The following is a 17796-nucleotide window of genomic DNA, read 5'->3' on the forward strand; positions in this document are numbered from 1 at the left end:
ATTACCCTCACACCTTCCTCAAGCGCTCCACCGCTATCAAAACCCGTTCCGGCGTTGCAGGCGCATCCAGCCGTGGGCAGACCTTGTAATCCGCAACACTGGCAACCGCCATCGACAAGGCCTCAAGTACAGAAATTGCCAGCATAAGCGGCGGCTCGCCCACGGCCTTCGACCGGCCAATGGTCGGCTCAGCGTTCTCGGCCCATTCCGCCAGTTTCACATCGAAGATTTTCGGGCGGTCGGACGCTAGCGGTATCTTGTAGGTGGACGGCGCATGGGTCCGCAGTCGCCCATTTGCATCCCACCACAGTTCCTCAGTCGTCAGCCAGCCCATGCCCTGAATGAAGCCACCTTCGACCTGACCGATATCGATGGCTGGGTTCAGCGATTTGCCGACATCGTGGAGAATATCGGTGCGCTCCATCATATATTCGCCGGTCAGCGTATCGATGGAGACTTCCGAGACGGATGCGCCATAGGCGAAATAATAGAACGGCGTGCCTTTGCCTGCTGCCCTGTCCCAGTGGATTTTCGGCGTCTTGTAAAAGCCTGCGGCAGAAAGCTGGACGCGGGCGAAATAAGCTTGTTTGATGAAGTCGTTAAAGGCGATTTCTTCCGTTCCCACGCGAATGCGGTTCGGCAGGAATGTAACCTCGCCTTCGCCCACATTCCATTTTTCCATGGCGAATTTGACGAGGCGTTCCTTGATCTGTCGAGCCGCATCATAAGCCGCCATGCCGTTGAGATCGGTGCCGGAAGAGGCGGCGGTGGCGGATGTGTTGGGCACCTTGCCCGTGGTGGTGGCGGTGATCTTGACGCGATCGATATCCACCTGAAACGCATCGGCAATGACCTGCGCGACCTTGGTGTAAAGCCCTTGGCCCATCTCCGTGCCACCATGGTTGAGGTGGATGGAGCCATCATTATAGACGTGCACCAGCGCACCGGCCTGGTTGAAGGCGGTCATGGTGAAGGAGATGCCGAACTTCACTGGCGTCAGCGCAATGCCTTTGCGGATGATGGGGCTCGTCTTGTTGAACTCGATGATCGCCTGTCGCCGTGCTTGATAGTCGCTGGAGGTTTCCAGTTCCTCGACGATGCGGGCGATGATGTTGTCTTCGACCTCCTGATGATAGGGGGTCAGCGTCCGGTTCGAGCCCTGCTGACCATAGAAGTTCAGCTTGCGGATTTCGAGCGGATCCTTGCCCACCGCATAGGCGATCTCCTCAATGAAACGTTCCGCCCCCAACATGCCCTGTGGGCCACCGAAACCACGGAAGGCCGTGTTGGAAACCGTGTGGGTTTTCAAAGGCTTCGATTGCAGTTTTACATGCGGATAGAAATAGCTTGAATCGGCGTGGAACAGTGCACGGTCGGTGACCGGGCCGGAAAGGTCGGAGGAGAAACCGCAACGGGCGGCATAGGTGGCGTCCACCGCGTGAATGCGGCCTTCGTCATCGAAGCCCAGTTCGTAATCGACACGGAAATCGTGGCGTTTGCCGGTGGCCGTCATGTCCTCATCGCGATCAGGGCGCATTTTGACGGCACGGTTCAGCTTCTTGGCGGCGATGGCGCAGAGGGCTGCGAACTGGTTGCCCTGCGTTTCCTTGCCGCCGAAACCCCCACCCATGCGCCGGACCTGCACGGTCACGGCGTTGGATGGCACTTGCAGAATGTGGCTGACGATGTGCTGAATTTCACTGGGGTGCTGCGTGGAACTCCACACCGTCACTTCATCGTCTTCGCCCGGCACGGCCATGGCGATATGGCCTTCCAGATAGAAATGCTCCTGCCCGCCGATCCGCATCGTGCCGGTCAGGCGACGTGGGGCGACGTCCATCTCCAACTCGGCTTCGCCGCGCTGAAGCGTCATGCCGGGGGTTACCAGCGGTTCGCCATTTTCCGTGGCGCAGTCGATATCGCTCCAATGCGGCAGGTCGTTGTAGGTGATCTTTGCTTTTCGGGCTGCCTTGCGTGCGATGTCGCGGGTTTCGGCAAACACGGCAAAGATCGGCTGGCCGTGAAACTGCACCAGCTTTTCTGCCAGTAACGGCTCATCGTGACGACCGCCGGAGGACACGTCGTTTTCACCGGGCACATCCTTGCCGGTCATGACCCAGAGAACGCCGGGCGTGGCTTCCACCTCTGAGAGGTCCATGGATACGATTTCGGCGTGCGCCCGGTCTGCCATCCCGATGGCACCGTGGATCATGCCCGCCGGTTCGGGAATATCATCGATATATTCGGCGCTTCCGGTGACATGCTTGTGTGCTGAATCATGCCGCAACGATGCGTGCATCTTGCCATCGACAGCGGTTTTGGTGCGCTCGAACGTGTTGGTGTCCATGGCTCAGGCCTCCACCAATTCGAAGCGCTGCAATTCCTGCCGCTCGCCGGATGTTTCCAAAAAGAACCGCGTTAGCAGGTTCTTCGCCGTCAGCATCCGGTATTCGGCAGTAGCGCGCCAGTCCGTTAAAGGCTGGAAATCCTCGTTGATGAGATCGCGCGCCGCTTCGATAGTTTCCATAGTCCATGGCTGATTCATAAGCGCCTCTTCCAGCTTCGCGGCCCGTTTCGGCGTTGCCGCCATGCCGCCGAAAGCGATGCGGATGTCTTTCACAGCACCCACCTGATCCAGCTTCAGATGATAGGCGGCACAGAGAGCGGAAATATCTTCATCGCGACGTTTGGAAATCTTGTAGATGGCGTAATGCACATCAGCCGCCGGGATCGGCACGAAAATCTTCTCCACGAATTCGCCCGCGAAACGGTCCTGCTTGCCGTAGTCGATGAAGTATTTTTCGAGCGGCATGGTCCGGCTGCCTGATGCGGAGCGCAAGGTGAGCGTCGCACCCAGCGCAATGAGCGCCGGTGGAGTATCGCCGATTGGTGAGCCGTTGGCGATGTTGCCGCCGATCGTGCCCATATTGCGCACCTGCTGGCCGCCGATGCGGTCGATCAGGCGGGCGAAGGGTGGAATGTGCTTTGCGAGAACGGTGAAGGCGTGGGCGTAAGTTACGCCAGCGCCAATGGAAATGCCGCCGTCCTCGACGTAGATGGATTGCAGCTCGCTCAAGTGATTGATGAAGATCACAGGGTTCAGCGCCCGCATCTGCTTCGTTACCCACAGGCCGACATCGGTGGAGCCTGCAACGATGGTCGCCTTGGGCTCGGCGGCATAGGCGGCTGCAAACTCGTTGAGGTTGGAGGGGATGATGGTGCGACAGTCATCTTTGGTGACGGTGATCGTCTCGTTCAGCTGAATGGCCCATAGGCGGGACATGATGCTGGCACGGTCCCGTTCGATCGGATCGAACAGCGTGCTGGGCTTGGCAGCCGTCACGCTCTCGGCGGCGCGGATGATGGGCTCGTAGCCGGTGCAGCGACAGAGATTGCCCTGCAAAGCCTTTTCGATGTCTGCACGAGATGGCTTGTTGCTCGTCAGCCATAGGCCATAAAGCGACATGACGAAGCCCGGGGTGCAGAAGCCGCATTGCGAGCCATGATAATCCACCATGGCCTGTTGCACCGGATGCAGAACGCCGTCTTTGCTGGCCAGATGCTCGATGGTGACGATGTGGCTGCCATGCAGCGAGCCGATGAAGCGAATGCAGGCATTGACGGTTTCGTAACGCAGTGAGCCGTCCATCAGCCGCCCGACCAGCACGGTGCAGGCGCCGCAGTCACCCTCTGCACAGCCTTCCTTGGTGCCGGTCAGTCGTTTTTGCAGCCTCAGATAATCGAGCAGGGTCTCCGTCGGGCCGAAGTCCCGAAGAGAAACGGTCTCGTTGTTGAGGATGAAGCTGATTGCGTCTTTCATGCCGTGCCTTCGTATGCGTTTTGATTATTGGGCGGTCCAGCCGCCATCGATGGAAATATGCGTGCCGGTGATCTGCTTCGCCGCATCGCTGGCCAGAAAGATGGCGGTGGCTGCGATATCTTCGACCGTCACAAATTCCTTCGTTGCTTGCAGCCGCAGGAGAACATCGTTCTTCACCTCGTCCTCGCTAATGCCGCGTGACTTCGCCGTATCGGGTATCTGCTTTTCCACCAGTGATGTCAGCACATAGCCGGGGCAAATGGCGTTGACGGTAATTCCGGTTTCGGCAAGCTCCAACGCTGCGGATTTCGTCAGGCCGATGATACCATGTTTTGCCGCGACATAGGCAGATTTATAGGGTGAGGCCACGAGGCCGTGGGCCGAAGCGATGTTGATGATGCGGCCTTTGCCAGCAGCCTTCATCAGCGGAATGGCAGCACGCATGGTGTGGAAAGAACTGGTCAGATTGATGGCGATAATCTGATCCCATTTTTCCGGTGGAAACTCCTCCACCGCGGCAACATGCTGCACACCCGCATTGTTGACCAAAATATCCACCGCACCCATTTTCTCGTGGGTGGTCTTGATCAGGTCGGCAATTTCGTCAGGCTTGGTCATGTCGGCGGGGTGGTACAGTACGCGAGTGCCGCTTTCCGCCTCCATCAAAAGCCGCGTATCTTCGATTTCGTGCTCATCGCCGAAGCCGTTGAGCATCACGTTGCAGCCATCATTGGCGAAGGCTTGGGCTATTCCAAGGCCAATGCCGCTGGTAGAGCCGGTTACGATTACAGTCCTGTGCATGCGGTCCCCTTTTTTCCCCAACGTTGCAACGCTTTACATCAGGTTATGCTTAAACCGGGGGAACTGGCAATCGTATTTGACATGAGGATGCATGCGGCGGTGGCTTGACTTTCCCCGCCGCGCATATTGTTTTGCCGCAGACATAGTTTCGGGAGGCATGCATGGGCGGATATATCCTCGCCATCGACCAAGGTACGACATCGACAAGGGCCATCGTTTTCAATGGTTCGATGCAGGTGGCAGGCACGGGGCAGAAAGAATTCCGCCAGATATTTCCCGATTCAGGCTGGGTAGAGCATGACCCGGAAGAGATATGGGAAAGCGTCGTCTGGTCCATCAAACAGGCACTCGAAAAAGCCAAGCTGAAGGCCTCTGATATCGCCGCCATCGGCATTACCAACCAGCGCGAAACCACACTGCTGTGGGAGCGAGACACAGGCAAGCCGCTGCACAACGCCATCGTCTGGCAGGACCGGCGCACCGCCAAGCTTTGCGAAAAACTGAAGAAAGACGGCCACGAGAAGGCCTTCGTCAAGAAAACCGGCCTGCTGCTCGATCCCTACTTTTCCGGCACCAAACTGTCCTGGCTGCTCTCCAAGATCAAGGGTGCGCGCAAGCGGGCCGAAAAGGGCGAGTTGTGCTTTGGCACGGTCGATACGTTCCTCATCTGGCGGCTGACGGGCGGCAAATCCTTCGTGACCGATGCCACCAATGCGTCGCGCACGCTGATGTTCAACATCGAAAAGAATGTCTGGGACAAGCAGCTTCTCGACATTCTCGATGTGCCGCCGTTGGTTCTGCCGGAAGTGCTGGATTGTGCCGCCGAATTCGGCGTGGCCGATGAAGAACTGTTCGGCGCGCCGATCCCCATTCTCGGCGTGGCGGGCGATCAGCACGCTGCCGTCATCGGGCAGGCCTGTTTCGAACCCGGCATGCTGAAATCCACCTATGGCACGGGCTGCTTTGCGCTCCTCAACACTGGTGAAGACATGGTTCGCTCCAAGAACCGGCTGCTGACGACCATTGCCTACCGACTGAATGGCAAGACGACATACGCTCTGGAGGGCTCCATCTTCGTGGCGGGCGCTGCGGTGCAATGGCTGCGGGATGGCTTGAAGGTGATCGGTTCAGCCTCGGAAACCGGAGCGCTGGCCGAAAAGGCCGACCCTTCGCAGGACGTCTATCTGGTTCCTGCCTTCGTCGGTCTCGGCGCGCCCTGGTGGGATGCGGATGCACGCGGCGCGATGTTTGGGCTGACGCGCGGCACGGGCCCGGCGGAGTTTGCACGCGCGGCACTCGAAGCCGTCTGCTATCAGACCGGCGATCTGCTGGACGCCATGCACAAGGACTGGAAGAACGCCAATGGCGATACGGTTCTGCGCGTCGATGGCGGCATGGTGGCCTCCGACTGGACGATGCAGCGTCTTTCCGACCTTATCTACGCACCCGTGGACCGCCCGGTCATCCTTGAAACGACCGCACTCGGTGCCGCATGGCTTGCGGGCAGCAAGGCTGGGGTCTGGCCGGACATGAGGGCGTTTTCAGATGCTTGGTCGCGCGACCAGCGTTTCGAGCCTAAAATGGATGACGAGACCCGCGAGCGTAAGATCAAGGGCTGGAAAAACGCGGTTCGCAGGACGTTGAGCGCTACCTAAAAATGGTTAGTTATAGTTATTGCTAAAATGCGATATGGTATTCGCTGTCTTAGGGGAGGGACAGCGGATGCAGAAGATCGCAGAGCATGAATTGTCACTGAGCCGCATCATCAATGCACCGCCGGAAAAGGTGTTTCAGGCCTGGGCGGACCCTGAAATGTTGATCCAGTGGTGGGCGCCTTTGCCGTATCAGACATCGCGCGCCGTGATCGATATGCGACCTGGCGGGGCCTTCAACACCACGATGCATGCGCCGACCGGCGAGGTCTATGAAAATCTCGGTGTGTTTCTTGACGTTGTTCCCAACCAGCGCCTCATTTTTACCGATGCGTTTCGCGAGGGCTGGGTGCCGGGCGACCGACCTTTCATGACCGGCTATGTGACCTTCGAAGATGCTGGCAACGGGGCGACGAAATACATCGCGCGCGCCTTGCACTGGACGGCGGAAGACAAGAAGACCCATGAGGAGATGGGTTTCGAGGAAGGCTGGAACGCGGCTGCGGAGCAGATGGAGGCACTGCTTCAGCGTCTTTGATATTGCAGCGGTCCATCTAATCCATCGAAGGTTTTCTTCCACATTTTGGGTTTGCCTCCAACGGCATCCATGCCTATCTCTGAAAAGAGATACGGAAGGAAACAGGCATGGAACTGGGGCTTTATACATTCGCGGACGTCGATCCCAACGCACCGAAGGGCCAAGAGGGCGCGCGAAGGCTTCGTGACCTACTGGAGGAAATTGAGCTTGCCGATCAGGTCGGGCTGGATGTGTTCGGTCTTGGCGAGCACCACCGCCCCGATTACGCGATTTCGTCGCCCTCGACAGTGCTGGCTGCTGCTGCCGTGAAGACCAAAAATATTCGCCTGACCAGCGCTGTCTCCGTTCTCAGCTCCGATGATCCGATCCGGGTGTTCCAGCAATTTGCAACGGTCGATCTTCTCTCCAACGGACGCGCTGAGGTCATGGCCGGTCGCGGCTCCTTCATCGAATCCTATCCGCTGTTCGGCTATAATCTTGAGGATTACGACGAGCTGTTCAGCGAGAAGCTCGATCTGCTTCTGGCCCTTCGCGAGCAGGAGATCGTCACGTGGTCCGGCAACACGCACCCGCCCATCAACGGGCGCGGCGTCTATCCGCGTCCGTTGCAGGAGCGTCTACCGGTGTGGATTGCTGTTGGCGGTACACCGCAATCGGTGGCGCGCGCCGGTGCCATGGGTCTGCCGGTTGCGCTGGCGATCATCGGTGGCGAATACCGGCGATATGCGCCGTTGTTCGATCTCTACCGCGAGGCCGCACGCCGGGCGGGTCAGGATGCGGCAAAGCAGAAGACCAGCATCAACGTTCATGGCTTCATTGCCGACACGACCGACAAGGCCGCCGACCAGTTCTATGGTCCGCAGGCCGAGGTGATGAACCGCATCGGTCGCGAGCGCGGTTGGGGACCAACCAACCGTGCGCAATACGACGTGGCGCGTGGACCGGAGGGCAATCTGTTTCTGGGCGAGCCTGAACTGGTGGCGGAAAAAATCATCAAGGCGCACAGCGTTTTCAGCAATGACCGCTTCCTGTTGCAGATGGCCATTGGCCTGATGCCGCATGATCAGATCATGCGCGGTATCGAGCTGTACGGCACCAAAGTCGCCCCAATCGTCAGAAAAGAATTGACTGGACGTGCCGATAGGGCGAAAGGCGTGGCCTGAAAAACACGACGGAACAACAATGGTCATCTCCACCGAAGAAGAACTGGTCAAGCTGAAAGACATTGGTCGCATCTGCGCATTGGCGATGCAGACCATGGCTGATCGGCTGGAACCGGGTATTACCACGCTGGAGTTGGACGCCATTGGCCGCAAGGTTCTGGAAGACAACGGCGCGGTGTCTGCCCCGGAGTTCTGCTATCAGTTTCCCGGCGCCACCTGCATCAGTGTCAATGAAGAGGTGGCCCACGGCATTCCGGGTCCCCGCATCATCAAGGCGGGTGATCTCGTCAATATCGACGTATCGGCAGTGAAGGATGGTTTCTTCGGCGATACCGGCTCATCCTTTGCCGTTCCGCCCGTCAAAAAAGAAATCGAGCGCCTGTGCCGCGATGGCAAGCGCGCCATGTGGACCGGCCTGCAACAGATCAAATCCGGTCGCCCGCTGGCCGATATCGGCAATGCTATCGGGGCCTTCGCCAAGAAAAACCGCTACACGCTGATTACCAACCTTGCCAGCCACGGCATCGGTCGCTCCCTTCACGAGGAGCCGACCGAACTTGCGACATGGCCCGACAAGGATGAAACCCGGATCATGACCGAAGGAATGGTGTTCACGGTCGAGCCCTTCCTGTCCATGGGGGCCTACTGGGCCGAGGATGGTGATGACGATCCGTGGACGCTGTTCAGCGACCCGAGCGCACCGACGGTTCAGTTCGAACACACGGTTGTGGCGACCAAGAACGGCCCGCTGATCCTCACGCTTGCCGAGTAATTTTCGGCGCTTGCAGGCTTGCCGTAAGTAATGGTTTGGTAATGTATGATTACAGAACCGTCGATTTATCTTACATCTTCGTAAGTTAGCGTTTGCCGCATTGCTGCTAACCGATTTCTGGCCTAGTTTCCCACAAAACTGCTTCGCCAATAATGGCCGACCTCAAAACTCGCGAGAGTTCAAAACGTGTTCCATTCCTTCTTCCCAAAACCCAAACTGTTTTTCACCTCCGCAGTGATTTGGGCGTTTGTCGCTATTTTCGGTTGGTATCTTGTATTTCAGGCTGTCGGTGCCTCGCTTGGATATGTGATGCCTGAGCAAGAACCCTTCGATCTCACCTATTTCATCGTGCCTGCCAATCTGTATTTCTACGCGTATCTGACGGCGTGCCTTGGCATATTTGGTGCATTCTGGACGGTAGCCGCCAAGGACCACCCATGGAAATACTGGTCGATTTGGGGTTCCCTTCTGATTATCGCCGTTACGTACTTCGGGGTCCAAGTCAGCGTCGTCATTAATAATTTTCGACGGCCTTTTGGTGATTTGCTTCAGAATGCGCTTGCCAAACAGCCAGGCATAACGGCTTGGGATTTCTACAGTCTGCAAATTGGTTTCGCCAAGCTGGTATTTTTCAGCATGGTTGTTTCAATCATGACCGACTTTTTCACGAGCCATTATGTCTTCCGTTGGCGGACAGCTATGAACAACTTCTACATGTCAAAATGGGAGAAGCTACGTCACATCGAAGGTGCGTCGCAGCGCGTTCAGGAAGATACGATGCGGTTCTCGGCGACCGTCGAAGGCCTCGGAATTACGCTGATAAATTCTGTTATGACGCTCGTCGTTTTCCTGCCAATTCTGTTCTCGCTATCGAGCTACGTCTCTGAGTTGCCAATTATCGGCGAAATACCACATGCTCTGTTCTGGCTCGCGATTCTATGGTCAGCGTTTGGCACCATACTGTTGGCTACTGCCGGAATTAAACTGCCCGGATTGAATTTCCGAAATCAACGTGTTGAAGCTGCTTACCGTAAAGAGCTTGTTTACGGCGAAGACCATGCTGAGCGAGCGGACCCGGTGACCGTAAAAGAGCTTTTCGGCAATGTCCGAAAGAACTATTTCCGGATGTACTGGCACTATCTATACTTCAACGTTGCGCGCTATTTCTACTTGCAGGCTGATGCGGTATTTTTGCTACTCATGCTGGTTCCCACCATTGTCGCGGGCAAAATTACCTATGGTATATTCCAGCAGATATCCACGGCGTTTGGTCAGGTCAGTAACTCTTTCCAGTATCTGGTCAATTCGTGGACAACGATCATCGAGCTTCTATCCATCCATAAACGCCTAAAGGCCTTCGAGGCCGCAATCGATGACAAGCCGCTGCCGGAAATCGATCAGCGCTATCTTAAGCGTGAGGCGGAAGACGGTGAGTTGGCGGCGAACAAGCCGACCTGACACAAAAAAGGGTGGCCTTGCGCCACCCTTTTTCATTTCTATCCGCGAGAGTTTCACCCCTCCGACTTCGCCCCGCGCCGTGCTTCGATCATCGGCATCGCCTCGGCATAGCTTACGCAGGCAACGTCTTCCTTCTTGCAGACTTCGCGCAGCAGGCGCTCGAACGCGTTCCAGTAGGCGCCGCCGTTCATTTTGACGAAGTGGAAGCCGAGCTGGAGGGGGACGCGTTCTCCGTCATATTGTTTGTCGAAGGCGGCGCGGAAGGCGTGGTAGGCGCGCTCTTCGAATTCCGCTGATCTTTCGCGATTTTCTATGGCCATGGAATGGCGTACGAAGAGATTGTAGTCCATGGCGATGATCTGGCGGTCGTTCGGCCCTTCGGGAATGAGCGGCAGGCCGAAGTGTTCGATACCGTCCTTCTTCACCGGCCATGCCGGACCCTTGGTGATGCTCGTCGCATCATAGACGAAACCGTGCTTCTTCTGCGCGGTGGTCAAGGCGTCGCTCTGGGACAGGTAGGGTGCACGAAAGCCGTTGATGCCCTTCACGAAATCGCGCCAGCCCTGCGGCTCCTCGCCCTTCTTGCCGATCATCTGCCAGGCATTTTCCAGCGTGCTGGTAAAAGATGTGAACTCGGCGTCCCATTCCTCTGCCGTCCAGTGGCCGCCATCGAAATGGCCGCAGGTGTGGTTGGCGATTTCGTGGCCTTCCTGTTTCGCCGCCCAGATGTTGCCAAGGCGGGTCTCGACTTCTTCGATGGACTGCCCGAAACCGACGTTGGAGCGCCCGGTTTTCTGCCCCGGTCCCTGATAGCTTTTGGCACTGGTTTTGCGATCCATCACCAGCGTACAGGCGAGAAAATAGGTGAAATGCGCGCCGACTTCCTTTGCGGTCTCGCGGCTGCGTGTCCACAATGCGTTATCACCCGCGCCATCGAAGGAAACCAGGACAAGTTGCTTTGGCTTCTCGTCAGTTTGCGCGAGCGCAGGCAGGGCAACGGACAATGAAAGACTTAAAACGGCAAAGGTACGAAACATGATTGACCACATTCTATGGGAAGGCAGAGGCCTTTTGACGCGGTAATAAGGCGAAGCTTTGATTTGTCTGGCAATTTTGCGGTTTTCGCCATACTTCCCTAGCATGTCTTTTTCGCACCGCTGGGGAGCGCTACATGCTGCTGCTGATTCTCTGTCTCGTGTTTTTCTTTGTTACGCATTCGTTGCGGTTCATCGCGCCCGGCTGGCGTGATGGTATGATTGCCCGCATGGGCGCAACTCCGTGGAAAATCGTCTATTCGCTGGTCAGCATACTCGCGATCCTGCTGGTGGCCTATTCATTCGATCAGGCGCGGCAGGTTACGGGCATGCTGTATTATCCGCCGGTCTGGATGAGCCATATCGCGCTGACGTTGATGCTGTTTGCGATGATCTGTCTGGCCGCAGGCTGCCTGCCTGCTGGTCACATCGTTGCCAAAACCAAGCATCCGCTGATCCTTGCGGTCAAAATCTGGACGACGTCGCATCTTCTGGCCAATGGCGAGACCTCGTCCGTCATCCTGTTTGCATCGTTTCTGGCGTGGGGCGTGGTCATGCGCATCCTCTTGAAGCGTCGCGCGCGCGCCGGTGAAGTGGTCAGCCGCGCGTTCGTTTCGGTGCGTTACGATATCGCCGCTGTGGTGCTGGGCATCGTGTTGTGGGCGGCTTTCATCTGGAAGCTGCACGAATGGTTGATTGGTGTGCAGCCTATCGCGATGTAAGAAATTGACTTTTCCCCTTACATATAGGGGAAAATAGGCTAGAAGGCCGACCAATGATCGTGGTTGGCCTTTTTGCTGGTCGCGACAAAGGGCGTTGGCATGTCCGCAGACCGAATGAACGGCAACTGTTCCGGTGCGGGTAACGGAGAATTCGATGGCGAACGAGAATGACACCTTCATCCGCGAAGTAAACGAGCAGATTCGTTCGGAGCAGTTCAACAATTTCTGGGGACGCTACGGCATCGTCGTCGTTGGTGCCGCGGTGCTGATCGTTCTGGGCTCTGTGGGTGCCGGTATCTATGAATACTGGAACACCAGCCGCGCATCGGCCTCCGGCGACCAATTCGCTACCGCGCTGAAGCTGGCGCAGGAAGGCAAGAACGACGAAGCGATGAAGGCGTTTTCCGATCTGGAAACGGCAGGCCACGGATCCTATCCCGTTCTCGCCAAATTCCGGTCCGCCACGCTTCTGGCCCAGAAGGGTGATGCTGCTGGCGCTATTGCTGCCTTCACCGCTATCGGTAACGACAACAGTGCTCCGCAGGTCTTCCGCGATACTGCCAAGGTTCGCGCTGCATGGCTCTTGGTTGACACCGGCACTTACGAGCAGGTTTCCGCGCAGGCAGAAGTGCTGACGGGCGAGGGGCAGGCCATGCGCAACTCCGCACGGGAAGCGCTGGGTCTTTCCGCTTACAAGGCGGGCAATTTCGCCAAGGCAAAGCAGTGGTTCGAGCAGATCACCGCAGATGTTCAGGCGCCGCGCAATGTCACCAGCCGCGCGCAGATCATGCTCGACAATATTGCCGCATCCGGCAAGGCAGCGTAAATTCGCGCCTCAGTTATTCAAGTTAGGGTTTCCCCATGAGTTTCACCGTCGCCATAGTCGGGCGTCCTAATGTTGGCAAGTCCACGCTGTTCAACCGTCTGGTTGGCAAAAAGCTGGCGCTTGTCGATGATACACCGGGCGTTACCCGCGACCGCCGTCCGGGCGATGCGAAACTCATCGACCTTCGCTTCACGATCATCGATACGGCCGGTCTGGAGCAATCCGCGCCCGATACGCTGCAAGGCCGCATGTGGGCACAGACGGAAGAAGCTATCGAAGAGGCCGATCTGACCCTGTTCGTGGTCGATGCCAAATTCGGTCTGACGCCTGCCGATGAAACTCTGGGCGAAATGCTGCGCCGCCGCGGCAAGCCGGTGGTGCTGGTGGCCAACAAGTCGGAAGCGCGCGGCTCCGATGGTGGTTTCTACGATGCCTATACGCTCGGCCTTGGCGAGCCATGCCCGATCTCCGCAGAACACGGCCAGGGCATGATCGACCTTCGCGATGCCATCGTTGCCGCCATCGGCGAGGACGTTGCGTTTCCGCCGGAGGATGATTTTGACGAGGCCGAAACCGATGTCGTCCTGCGCCACGGTGATCTTGATGGCGAGGAAGACGAGGAAGAAGAAGAGCCTGTTTACGACGAGACCAAGCCGCTGCGCGTGGCCATCATCGGCCGCCCGAATGCGGGTAAATCCACGCTCATCAACCGGTATCTTGGTGAAGAACGCCTTTTGACGGGCCCGGAAGCAGGCATTACCCGCGACAGCATCTCCGTCGAATGGGACTGGCGTGGTCGCACCATCAAGATGTTCGATACGGCGGGCATGCGTCGCAAGGCCCGCGTTACGGAAAAGCTGGAAAAGCTTTCGGTCGCGGACTCGCTGCGGTCCATCCGCTTTGCCGAAACCGTCGTCATCGTCTTCGATTCGACAATTCCCTTCGAAAAGCAGGATTTGCAGCTGGTCGATCTGGTACTGCGTGAAGGCCGCGCTGCCGTGCTGGCCTTCAATAAATGGGATCTGGTCGAAGACCCGCAGGCATTTCTGGCCGACCTGCGTGAAAAGACCGAGCGTCTTCTGCCGCAGGCGCGCGGTATTCGTGCCGTGCCCATGTCCGGCCATTCCGGCTACGGCCTCGACAGGTTGATGCAGAACATCATCGACACCGACAAAATCTGGAACCGCCGCATTTCCACCGCCAAGCTCAACAAGTGGCTGGATGCTCAGGTCACCCAGCATCCACCACCGGCTGTCTCCGGTCGCCGCCTGCGCCTTAAGTACATGACGCAGGTCAAGGCCCGCCCGCCCGCATTCATGATTTCCTGCACACGCCCGGAATCGATCCCGGAATCCTACACACGCTATCTCGTCAACAATCTGCGCAAGGATTTCGACATGCCCGGCGTGCCGATCCGCGTGCATTATCGGGGTTCGGATAATCCGTTCGAGAGCAAGGCGAAGAAGAGGCGCTGAGCTTCATCGACGGAAACGTTTTCATGGCTGGTATTCCAATCCATTGTTCCGCGGTATCGGTTGTCATTATCCGTGAGACTTCGCACGGCCATCATGTGTTGCTGCTACGCCGGAACCATACCTTGGTTGGTGAGTGGTGCCAGATTGCAGGCGGTATCGAAGACGGCGAAACCGCATGGCAGACAGCGATGCGAGAAGTGAAGGAAGAGACGCGACTGGTCTGCCAACAGCTATATTCTGCTGATATTTGCGAGCAATTCTACGAGGCAGACCGCAATGCAATTAGCATGCTTCCTGTTTTCGTGGGATTTGTCGATGCTGGTGCGGACGTCACGATCAATGAAGAGCACAGCGAGTTCCGTTGGGTGTCCTTCACCGAGGCGTTGACAATGGTGCCTTTCGCGGGTCAACGCAAAGTGCTCCGGCACGTCGAAGCCGAGTTCGTTCAACGCAGTCCATCGAACCATCTCCGCATTCAAACACCGTAGCCCGTACGGCTCGAAGCCGCGCGCATAGCGCTGTTGCAGGCATCGATAATATTTCTTGAGGACTTATCATGCTGATTAAGCAGACCGATTATCATCGCATCTACCGCGTCATCAACAGCCTGCTGATCAATGAAAATGCCGATCCAGCAACCGCTTCGATGTATTTCAGCACTTTCGGCGCGTTCATTCTGGAGCACCATTACAAGGTGAAGGCCAAGCCGAAAGGTGGGTTGGCGGCTTATAATCTTGGTGGCACGAACCTGCTGTTCGCTGATCATCGCGAAGATGGTCATGTGACCGGCGCGGGTGAGAATTTTCACTGCTGGCTGGAGGTTGATGGCTGGGCCATCGATTTCATGGCCCCGGCGTTTACGCAGGCGGCGGCGGGCCTCTCCATACCGGCGAAAATGTTTCAAAAGCCACTGTCATCTATGGCACCGTCCATCAACGATCTCAGCCAGTCCGGTGACTACTTCTACAAATCGGAGCCGGACGCGACTGCCCGCCGTTTCGCCGACTGGCGCAAGCACGGCATGGTCGGCGATCTCGCATCCATCGCAGCGGGATGGTTTCGCAAATCGCCCAAGCAGATGCAGCCATCCATTTCTGTCAGCGATAGCAACGGTAAAAGCCGGACAATACCGCTTGTGGGAAATCCGCTGACTGGCGCATGGTGATGGATTTTGAAAAGGACGGCCAGCGTAAACTCGCGGCAGCCGCCTGACGTCAATCAGCAGCCCGACCCCGCTCTATAGATAGCGGCAGTCGCATCCCGCACGCCTTGTGACAGTACAAGCGGAGTTCGTCCAGACGCTTGCGGCTAAAAATGCGCAGCGCGTTCAGATTTCACCGTGCTTGTGGCCTTACGCTGGCGATGTTGCGTAGAACTCCGGCACGCCGCTGCTGGCAGCCGAGGTGACGTTGTTCAGGAATTGCCGTGACGCGGTTTCCCAGGAATAGGAGCGGGAGAGCGCAAGCGCTGCGTCCGGGGAGCATTCCAACGCGGCAAGGCAGGCCGTGCGCAGGTCTTCGCTCAGCGCTCCCGCCTTGGTGTGGCCGCCCAGAATGTCGATGGGGCCGGTTACGGGGAATGCCGCGACCGGCACGCCGCTGGCCAACGCTTCAAGGATCGTATTGCCGAAGGTATCCGTCTTGGAAGGGAACACGAAGACATCGGCCTGGGCATAGGCTTCGGCCAATTCCCTGCCGGTCTTCACGCCTGTAAAAAGCACATCGGGGTATTTGTTCTGAAGGTCGGCGCGTGCCGGGCCATCGCCCACCACGACTTTCGAGCCGGGTAGATCAAGGTCGAGAAATTCCGGCAGGTTCTTTTCCACCGAGACCCGACCGACCGTCATGTAGATGGGGCGTGGCAAGTCGAAGGGGTTGGCGACTTTCTCGCGCGGGAAAAACTGCGCGGCGTCGATGCCACGGCTCCAGCGTTTGAGATTTCTGACGCCACGGGCGTTCAGTTCCGTCTCAAGGCTGGGCGTTGCTACCATGCAGGCGCTGCCGCCATTGTGGAACCAGCGCACGAAACCATAGAGCCAGCTTTCGGGAATGGGAAAGCGTGCAGCGACATATTCGGGAAAGCGCGTGTGGTAGCTCGTCGAAAAGCGCATGCCGTGCTTGATGCACCAGCGGCGCGCCATGAAGCCCAGCGGCCCTTCGGTGGCGATATGCACATAGGACGGCTGGCTTTTCTCGATTTCCTTGGAAACGCGGCGATAGCTGGCAACGGAAAGACGGATTTCCGGGTAGGTGGGGCAGGGAACGGAGTGAAAGCTCTGCGGCGTCACCATGCACACCTCTACGCCCATGCGCTCCAGTTCGGCATTGGTGTTTTCGATGGAGCGCACGACGCCGTTGACCTGTGGATGCCAGGCATCGGTGACGATGGTAATTCTGGTCATGCATTGACCCCTGCACTTGCGAATCCCGGAGCTGGGCCGGACTTTAGCGTGTATGCGGCAGGCATGTTACAGCTTGATGTCAGCTCTTCGGCAGCAGGGCCGGGTCGATCAGCGCTCCATGGTGGCCGATGACGGTGGCGGCCGCTTTTGCGGCAGAGGCTGCGGCGTCTTGAGGGGCGGCACCCGTCACCAGTTTCGACAGGAAAGCGCCGTTGAAACTGTCACCGGCGCTGGTCGTATCGACAACCGAGGCTGATTGCACAGCGGGTGCGTGGGAGCGCTCGCCATCGAAATCGAGAGTCGCGCCCTTTGCGCCGTCCTTGACGACGATGTCGCGCACGCCAAGTGCGCGGTAGCGGGTGATGGTCGCCTCGACATTGGTATCGCCGAAATTGCCCGCTTCGTCATCGAAACTTGGCATGACCAAGGTCGCTGCACGGGCGCCATGGGTAATGGTATCCAGCATGGTTTGCCGGTCGGACCAGAGGCGAGGCCGGATGTTGGGATCGAACACCACGCGCTTTCCAGCGGCCTTGGCGCGGCGCATTTCTGCAAGAAACGTATCTACGGCGTTGGGTGTCGCGAGAATGGCCAGCGTAATGCCAGAGAAATAGATGAGGTCTGCCGCTTCGATCGTACCCCGCAGATGGTCGGCATCGTTGGCAAGCTGGCGTGCTGCAGCCATGCTGCGCCAGTAGCTGAAGGTCCGCTCGCCATCCTTGAGGTTGATGAGGTAAAGCCCCGGCGTGCCGCCTTTGATGCGCGAAACGTTGGCGGTTTCGATGCCCGCTGCTTGGATGAAGTCGAGCATTTCCTGGGAAAGTGGATCGTCGCCCAGCGCGGTGAAGTAATCTACCGTCCAGTCGGCAGGCAGGCACGCACGGGCATACCAGGCGGTGTTGAGCGTATCTCCGGCAAAGCCCTTGCGCAGCAGGCCATCGCCCGCCTGCGAAAGCTCGACCATGCATTCGCCGATAGAAAGAAACCGTCCGCCCATGCAATTGCCTCCCATACATTGACGTTTCGCATTACGATGCCTGCCGCAGGCTGGCAAGGGCAAGTCATCATATGAGTGGCCTGTCTTCGCAAATGCAGCATGATTGCCGTTTACGAATGGTGGCGGGCTTTATATGC

At 57.7% G+C, this 17796-nt stretch carries 16 protein-coding genes; 10 read left to right on the top strand and 6 right to left on the bottom strand.

Annotated elements, in window-relative coordinates; genetic code table 11:
* Nucleotides 1-7: 7 nt before the first annotated feature.
* From xdhB to QRN55_RS07490, 3 genes are read right to left on the bottom strand one after another with little or no spacing between them, the layout of a single operon-like run.
* Complete coding sequence (gene xdhB, locus QRN55_RS07480; RefSeq protein ID WP_284776082.1) at nucleotides 8-2347, bottom strand: xanthine dehydrogenase molybdopterin binding subunit; 2340 nt, start codon at nucleotides 2345-2347, stop codon at nucleotides 8-10.
* Between the two features lie 3 nt (nucleotides 2348-2350).
* Nucleotides 2351-3820, bottom strand: coding sequence for a xanthine dehydrogenase small subunit (gene xdhA / locus QRN55_RS07485; RefSeq protein ID WP_284776084.1), 1470 nt, complete (start codon nucleotides 3818-3820; stop codon nucleotides 2351-2353).
* 24 nt (nucleotides 3821-3844) lie between these two features.
* Nucleotides 3845-4621, bottom strand: a complete 777-nt coding sequence (locus QRN55_RS07490; protein ID WP_284776086.1) for a 3-hydroxybutyrate dehydrogenase — start codon at nucleotides 4619-4621, stop codon at nucleotides 3845-3847.
* 161 nt (nucleotides 4622-4782) lie between these two features.
* Between QRN55_RS07490 and glpK the strand changes: the two genes are divergently transcribed.
* From glpK to sbmA, 5 genes are all read left to right on the top strand, one after another.
* On the top strand, nucleotides 4783-6276 hold the full coding sequence (glpK, locus tag QRN55_RS07495) for a glycerol kinase GlpK (RefSeq protein ID WP_284776088.1): 1494 nt from the start codon (nucleotides 4783-4785) through the stop codon (nucleotides 6274-6276).
* Between the two features lie 67 nt (nucleotides 6277-6343).
* Nucleotides 6344-6811: an SRPBCC family protein gene (locus tag QRN55_RS07500; protein ID WP_284776090.1), complete on the top strand. Its 468-nt coding sequence runs from the start codon at nucleotides 6344-6346 to the stop codon at nucleotides 6809-6811.
* Nucleotides 6812-6918: 107 nt separating this feature from the next.
* Nucleotides 6919-7974: an LLM class flavin-dependent oxidoreductase gene (locus tag QRN55_RS07505; protein WP_284776092.1), complete on the top strand. Its 1056-nt coding sequence runs from the start codon at nucleotides 6919-6921 to the stop codon at nucleotides 7972-7974.
* Nucleotides 7975-7993: 19 nt separating this feature from the next.
* Nucleotides 7994-8746, top strand: a complete 753-nt coding sequence (gene map, locus QRN55_RS07510) for a type I methionyl aminopeptidase (RefSeq protein ID WP_284776094.1) — start codon at nucleotides 7994-7996, stop codon at nucleotides 8744-8746.
* Between the two features lie 186 nt (nucleotides 8747-8932).
* Entirely contained in the window at nucleotides 8933-10204 is a 1272-nt protein-coding gene (sbmA, locus tag QRN55_RS07515) for a peptide antibiotic transporter SbmA (RefSeq protein WP_284776095.1), read from the top strand.
* 53 nt (nucleotides 10205-10257) lie between these two features.
* Here sbmA and QRN55_RS07520 read toward each other — a convergent pair whose 3' ends face one another.
* Nucleotides 10258-11241, bottom strand: a complete 984-nt coding sequence (locus tag QRN55_RS07520; protein WP_284776097.1) for a polysaccharide deacetylase family protein — start codon at nucleotides 11239-11241, stop codon at nucleotides 10258-10260.
* Nucleotides 11242-11375: 134 nt separating this feature from the next.
* Here QRN55_RS07520 and QRN55_RS07525 point away from each other — a divergent pair, with 134 nt between their 5' ends.
* From QRN55_RS07525 to QRN55_RS07545, 5 genes are all read left to right on the top strand, one after another.
* A complete protein-coding gene (locus QRN55_RS07525; RefSeq protein WP_284776099.1) occupies nucleotides 11376-11960 on the top strand; it encodes an NnrU family protein in 585 nt (194 codons plus the stop codon).
* A gap of 154 nt (nucleotides 11961-12114) precedes the next feature.
* Nucleotides 12115-12786 carry a tetratricopeptide repeat protein gene (locus QRN55_RS07530; protein ID WP_284776102.1) on the top strand — a complete coding sequence of 224 codons (672 nt, stop codon included), beginning with the start codon at nucleotides 12115-12117 and terminating at the stop codon, nucleotides 12784-12786.
* A 35-nt stretch (nucleotides 12787-12821) separates the two neighbouring features.
* Nucleotides 12822-14261, top strand: coding sequence for a ribosome biogenesis GTPase Der (gene der, locus QRN55_RS07535; protein ID WP_233135021.1), 1440 nt, complete (start codon nucleotides 12822-12824; stop codon nucleotides 14259-14261).
* A 23-nt stretch (nucleotides 14262-14284) separates the two neighbouring features.
* Nucleotides 14285-14749, top strand: coding sequence for an NUDIX hydrolase (locus QRN55_RS07540; protein ID WP_284776105.1), 465 nt, complete (start codon nucleotides 14285-14287; stop codon nucleotides 14747-14749).
* Nucleotides 14750-14817: 68 nt separating this feature from the next.
* Complete coding sequence (locus tag QRN55_RS07545) at nucleotides 14818-15426, top strand: DUF2026 family protein (protein ID WP_284776108.1); 609 nt, start codon at nucleotides 14818-14820, stop codon at nucleotides 15424-15426.
* A 186-nt stretch (nucleotides 15427-15612) separates the two neighbouring features.
* Here the strand turns inward: QRN55_RS07545 and QRN55_RS07550 are convergent, their stop codons facing one another.
* On the bottom strand, nucleotides 15613-16662 hold the full coding sequence (locus tag QRN55_RS07550) for a bifunctional monoglucosyl/glucuronosyl diacylglycerol synthase (protein ID WP_284776110.1): 1050 nt from the start codon (nucleotides 16660-16662) through the stop codon (nucleotides 15613-15615).
* Between the two features lie 79 nt (nucleotides 16663-16741).
* Nucleotides 16742-17659: a sugar kinase gene (locus QRN55_RS07555; RefSeq protein ID WP_284776112.1), complete on the bottom strand. Its 918-nt coding sequence runs from the start codon at nucleotides 17657-17659 to the stop codon at nucleotides 16742-16744.
* Nucleotides 17660-17796 lie beyond the last annotated feature (137 nt).

This window comes from Agrobacterium sp. lyk4-40-TYG-31, assembly GCF_030209855.1.
Lineage (GTDB): Bacteria > Pseudomonadota > Alphaproteobacteria > Rhizobiales > Rhizobiaceae > Agrobacterium > Agrobacterium vaccinii.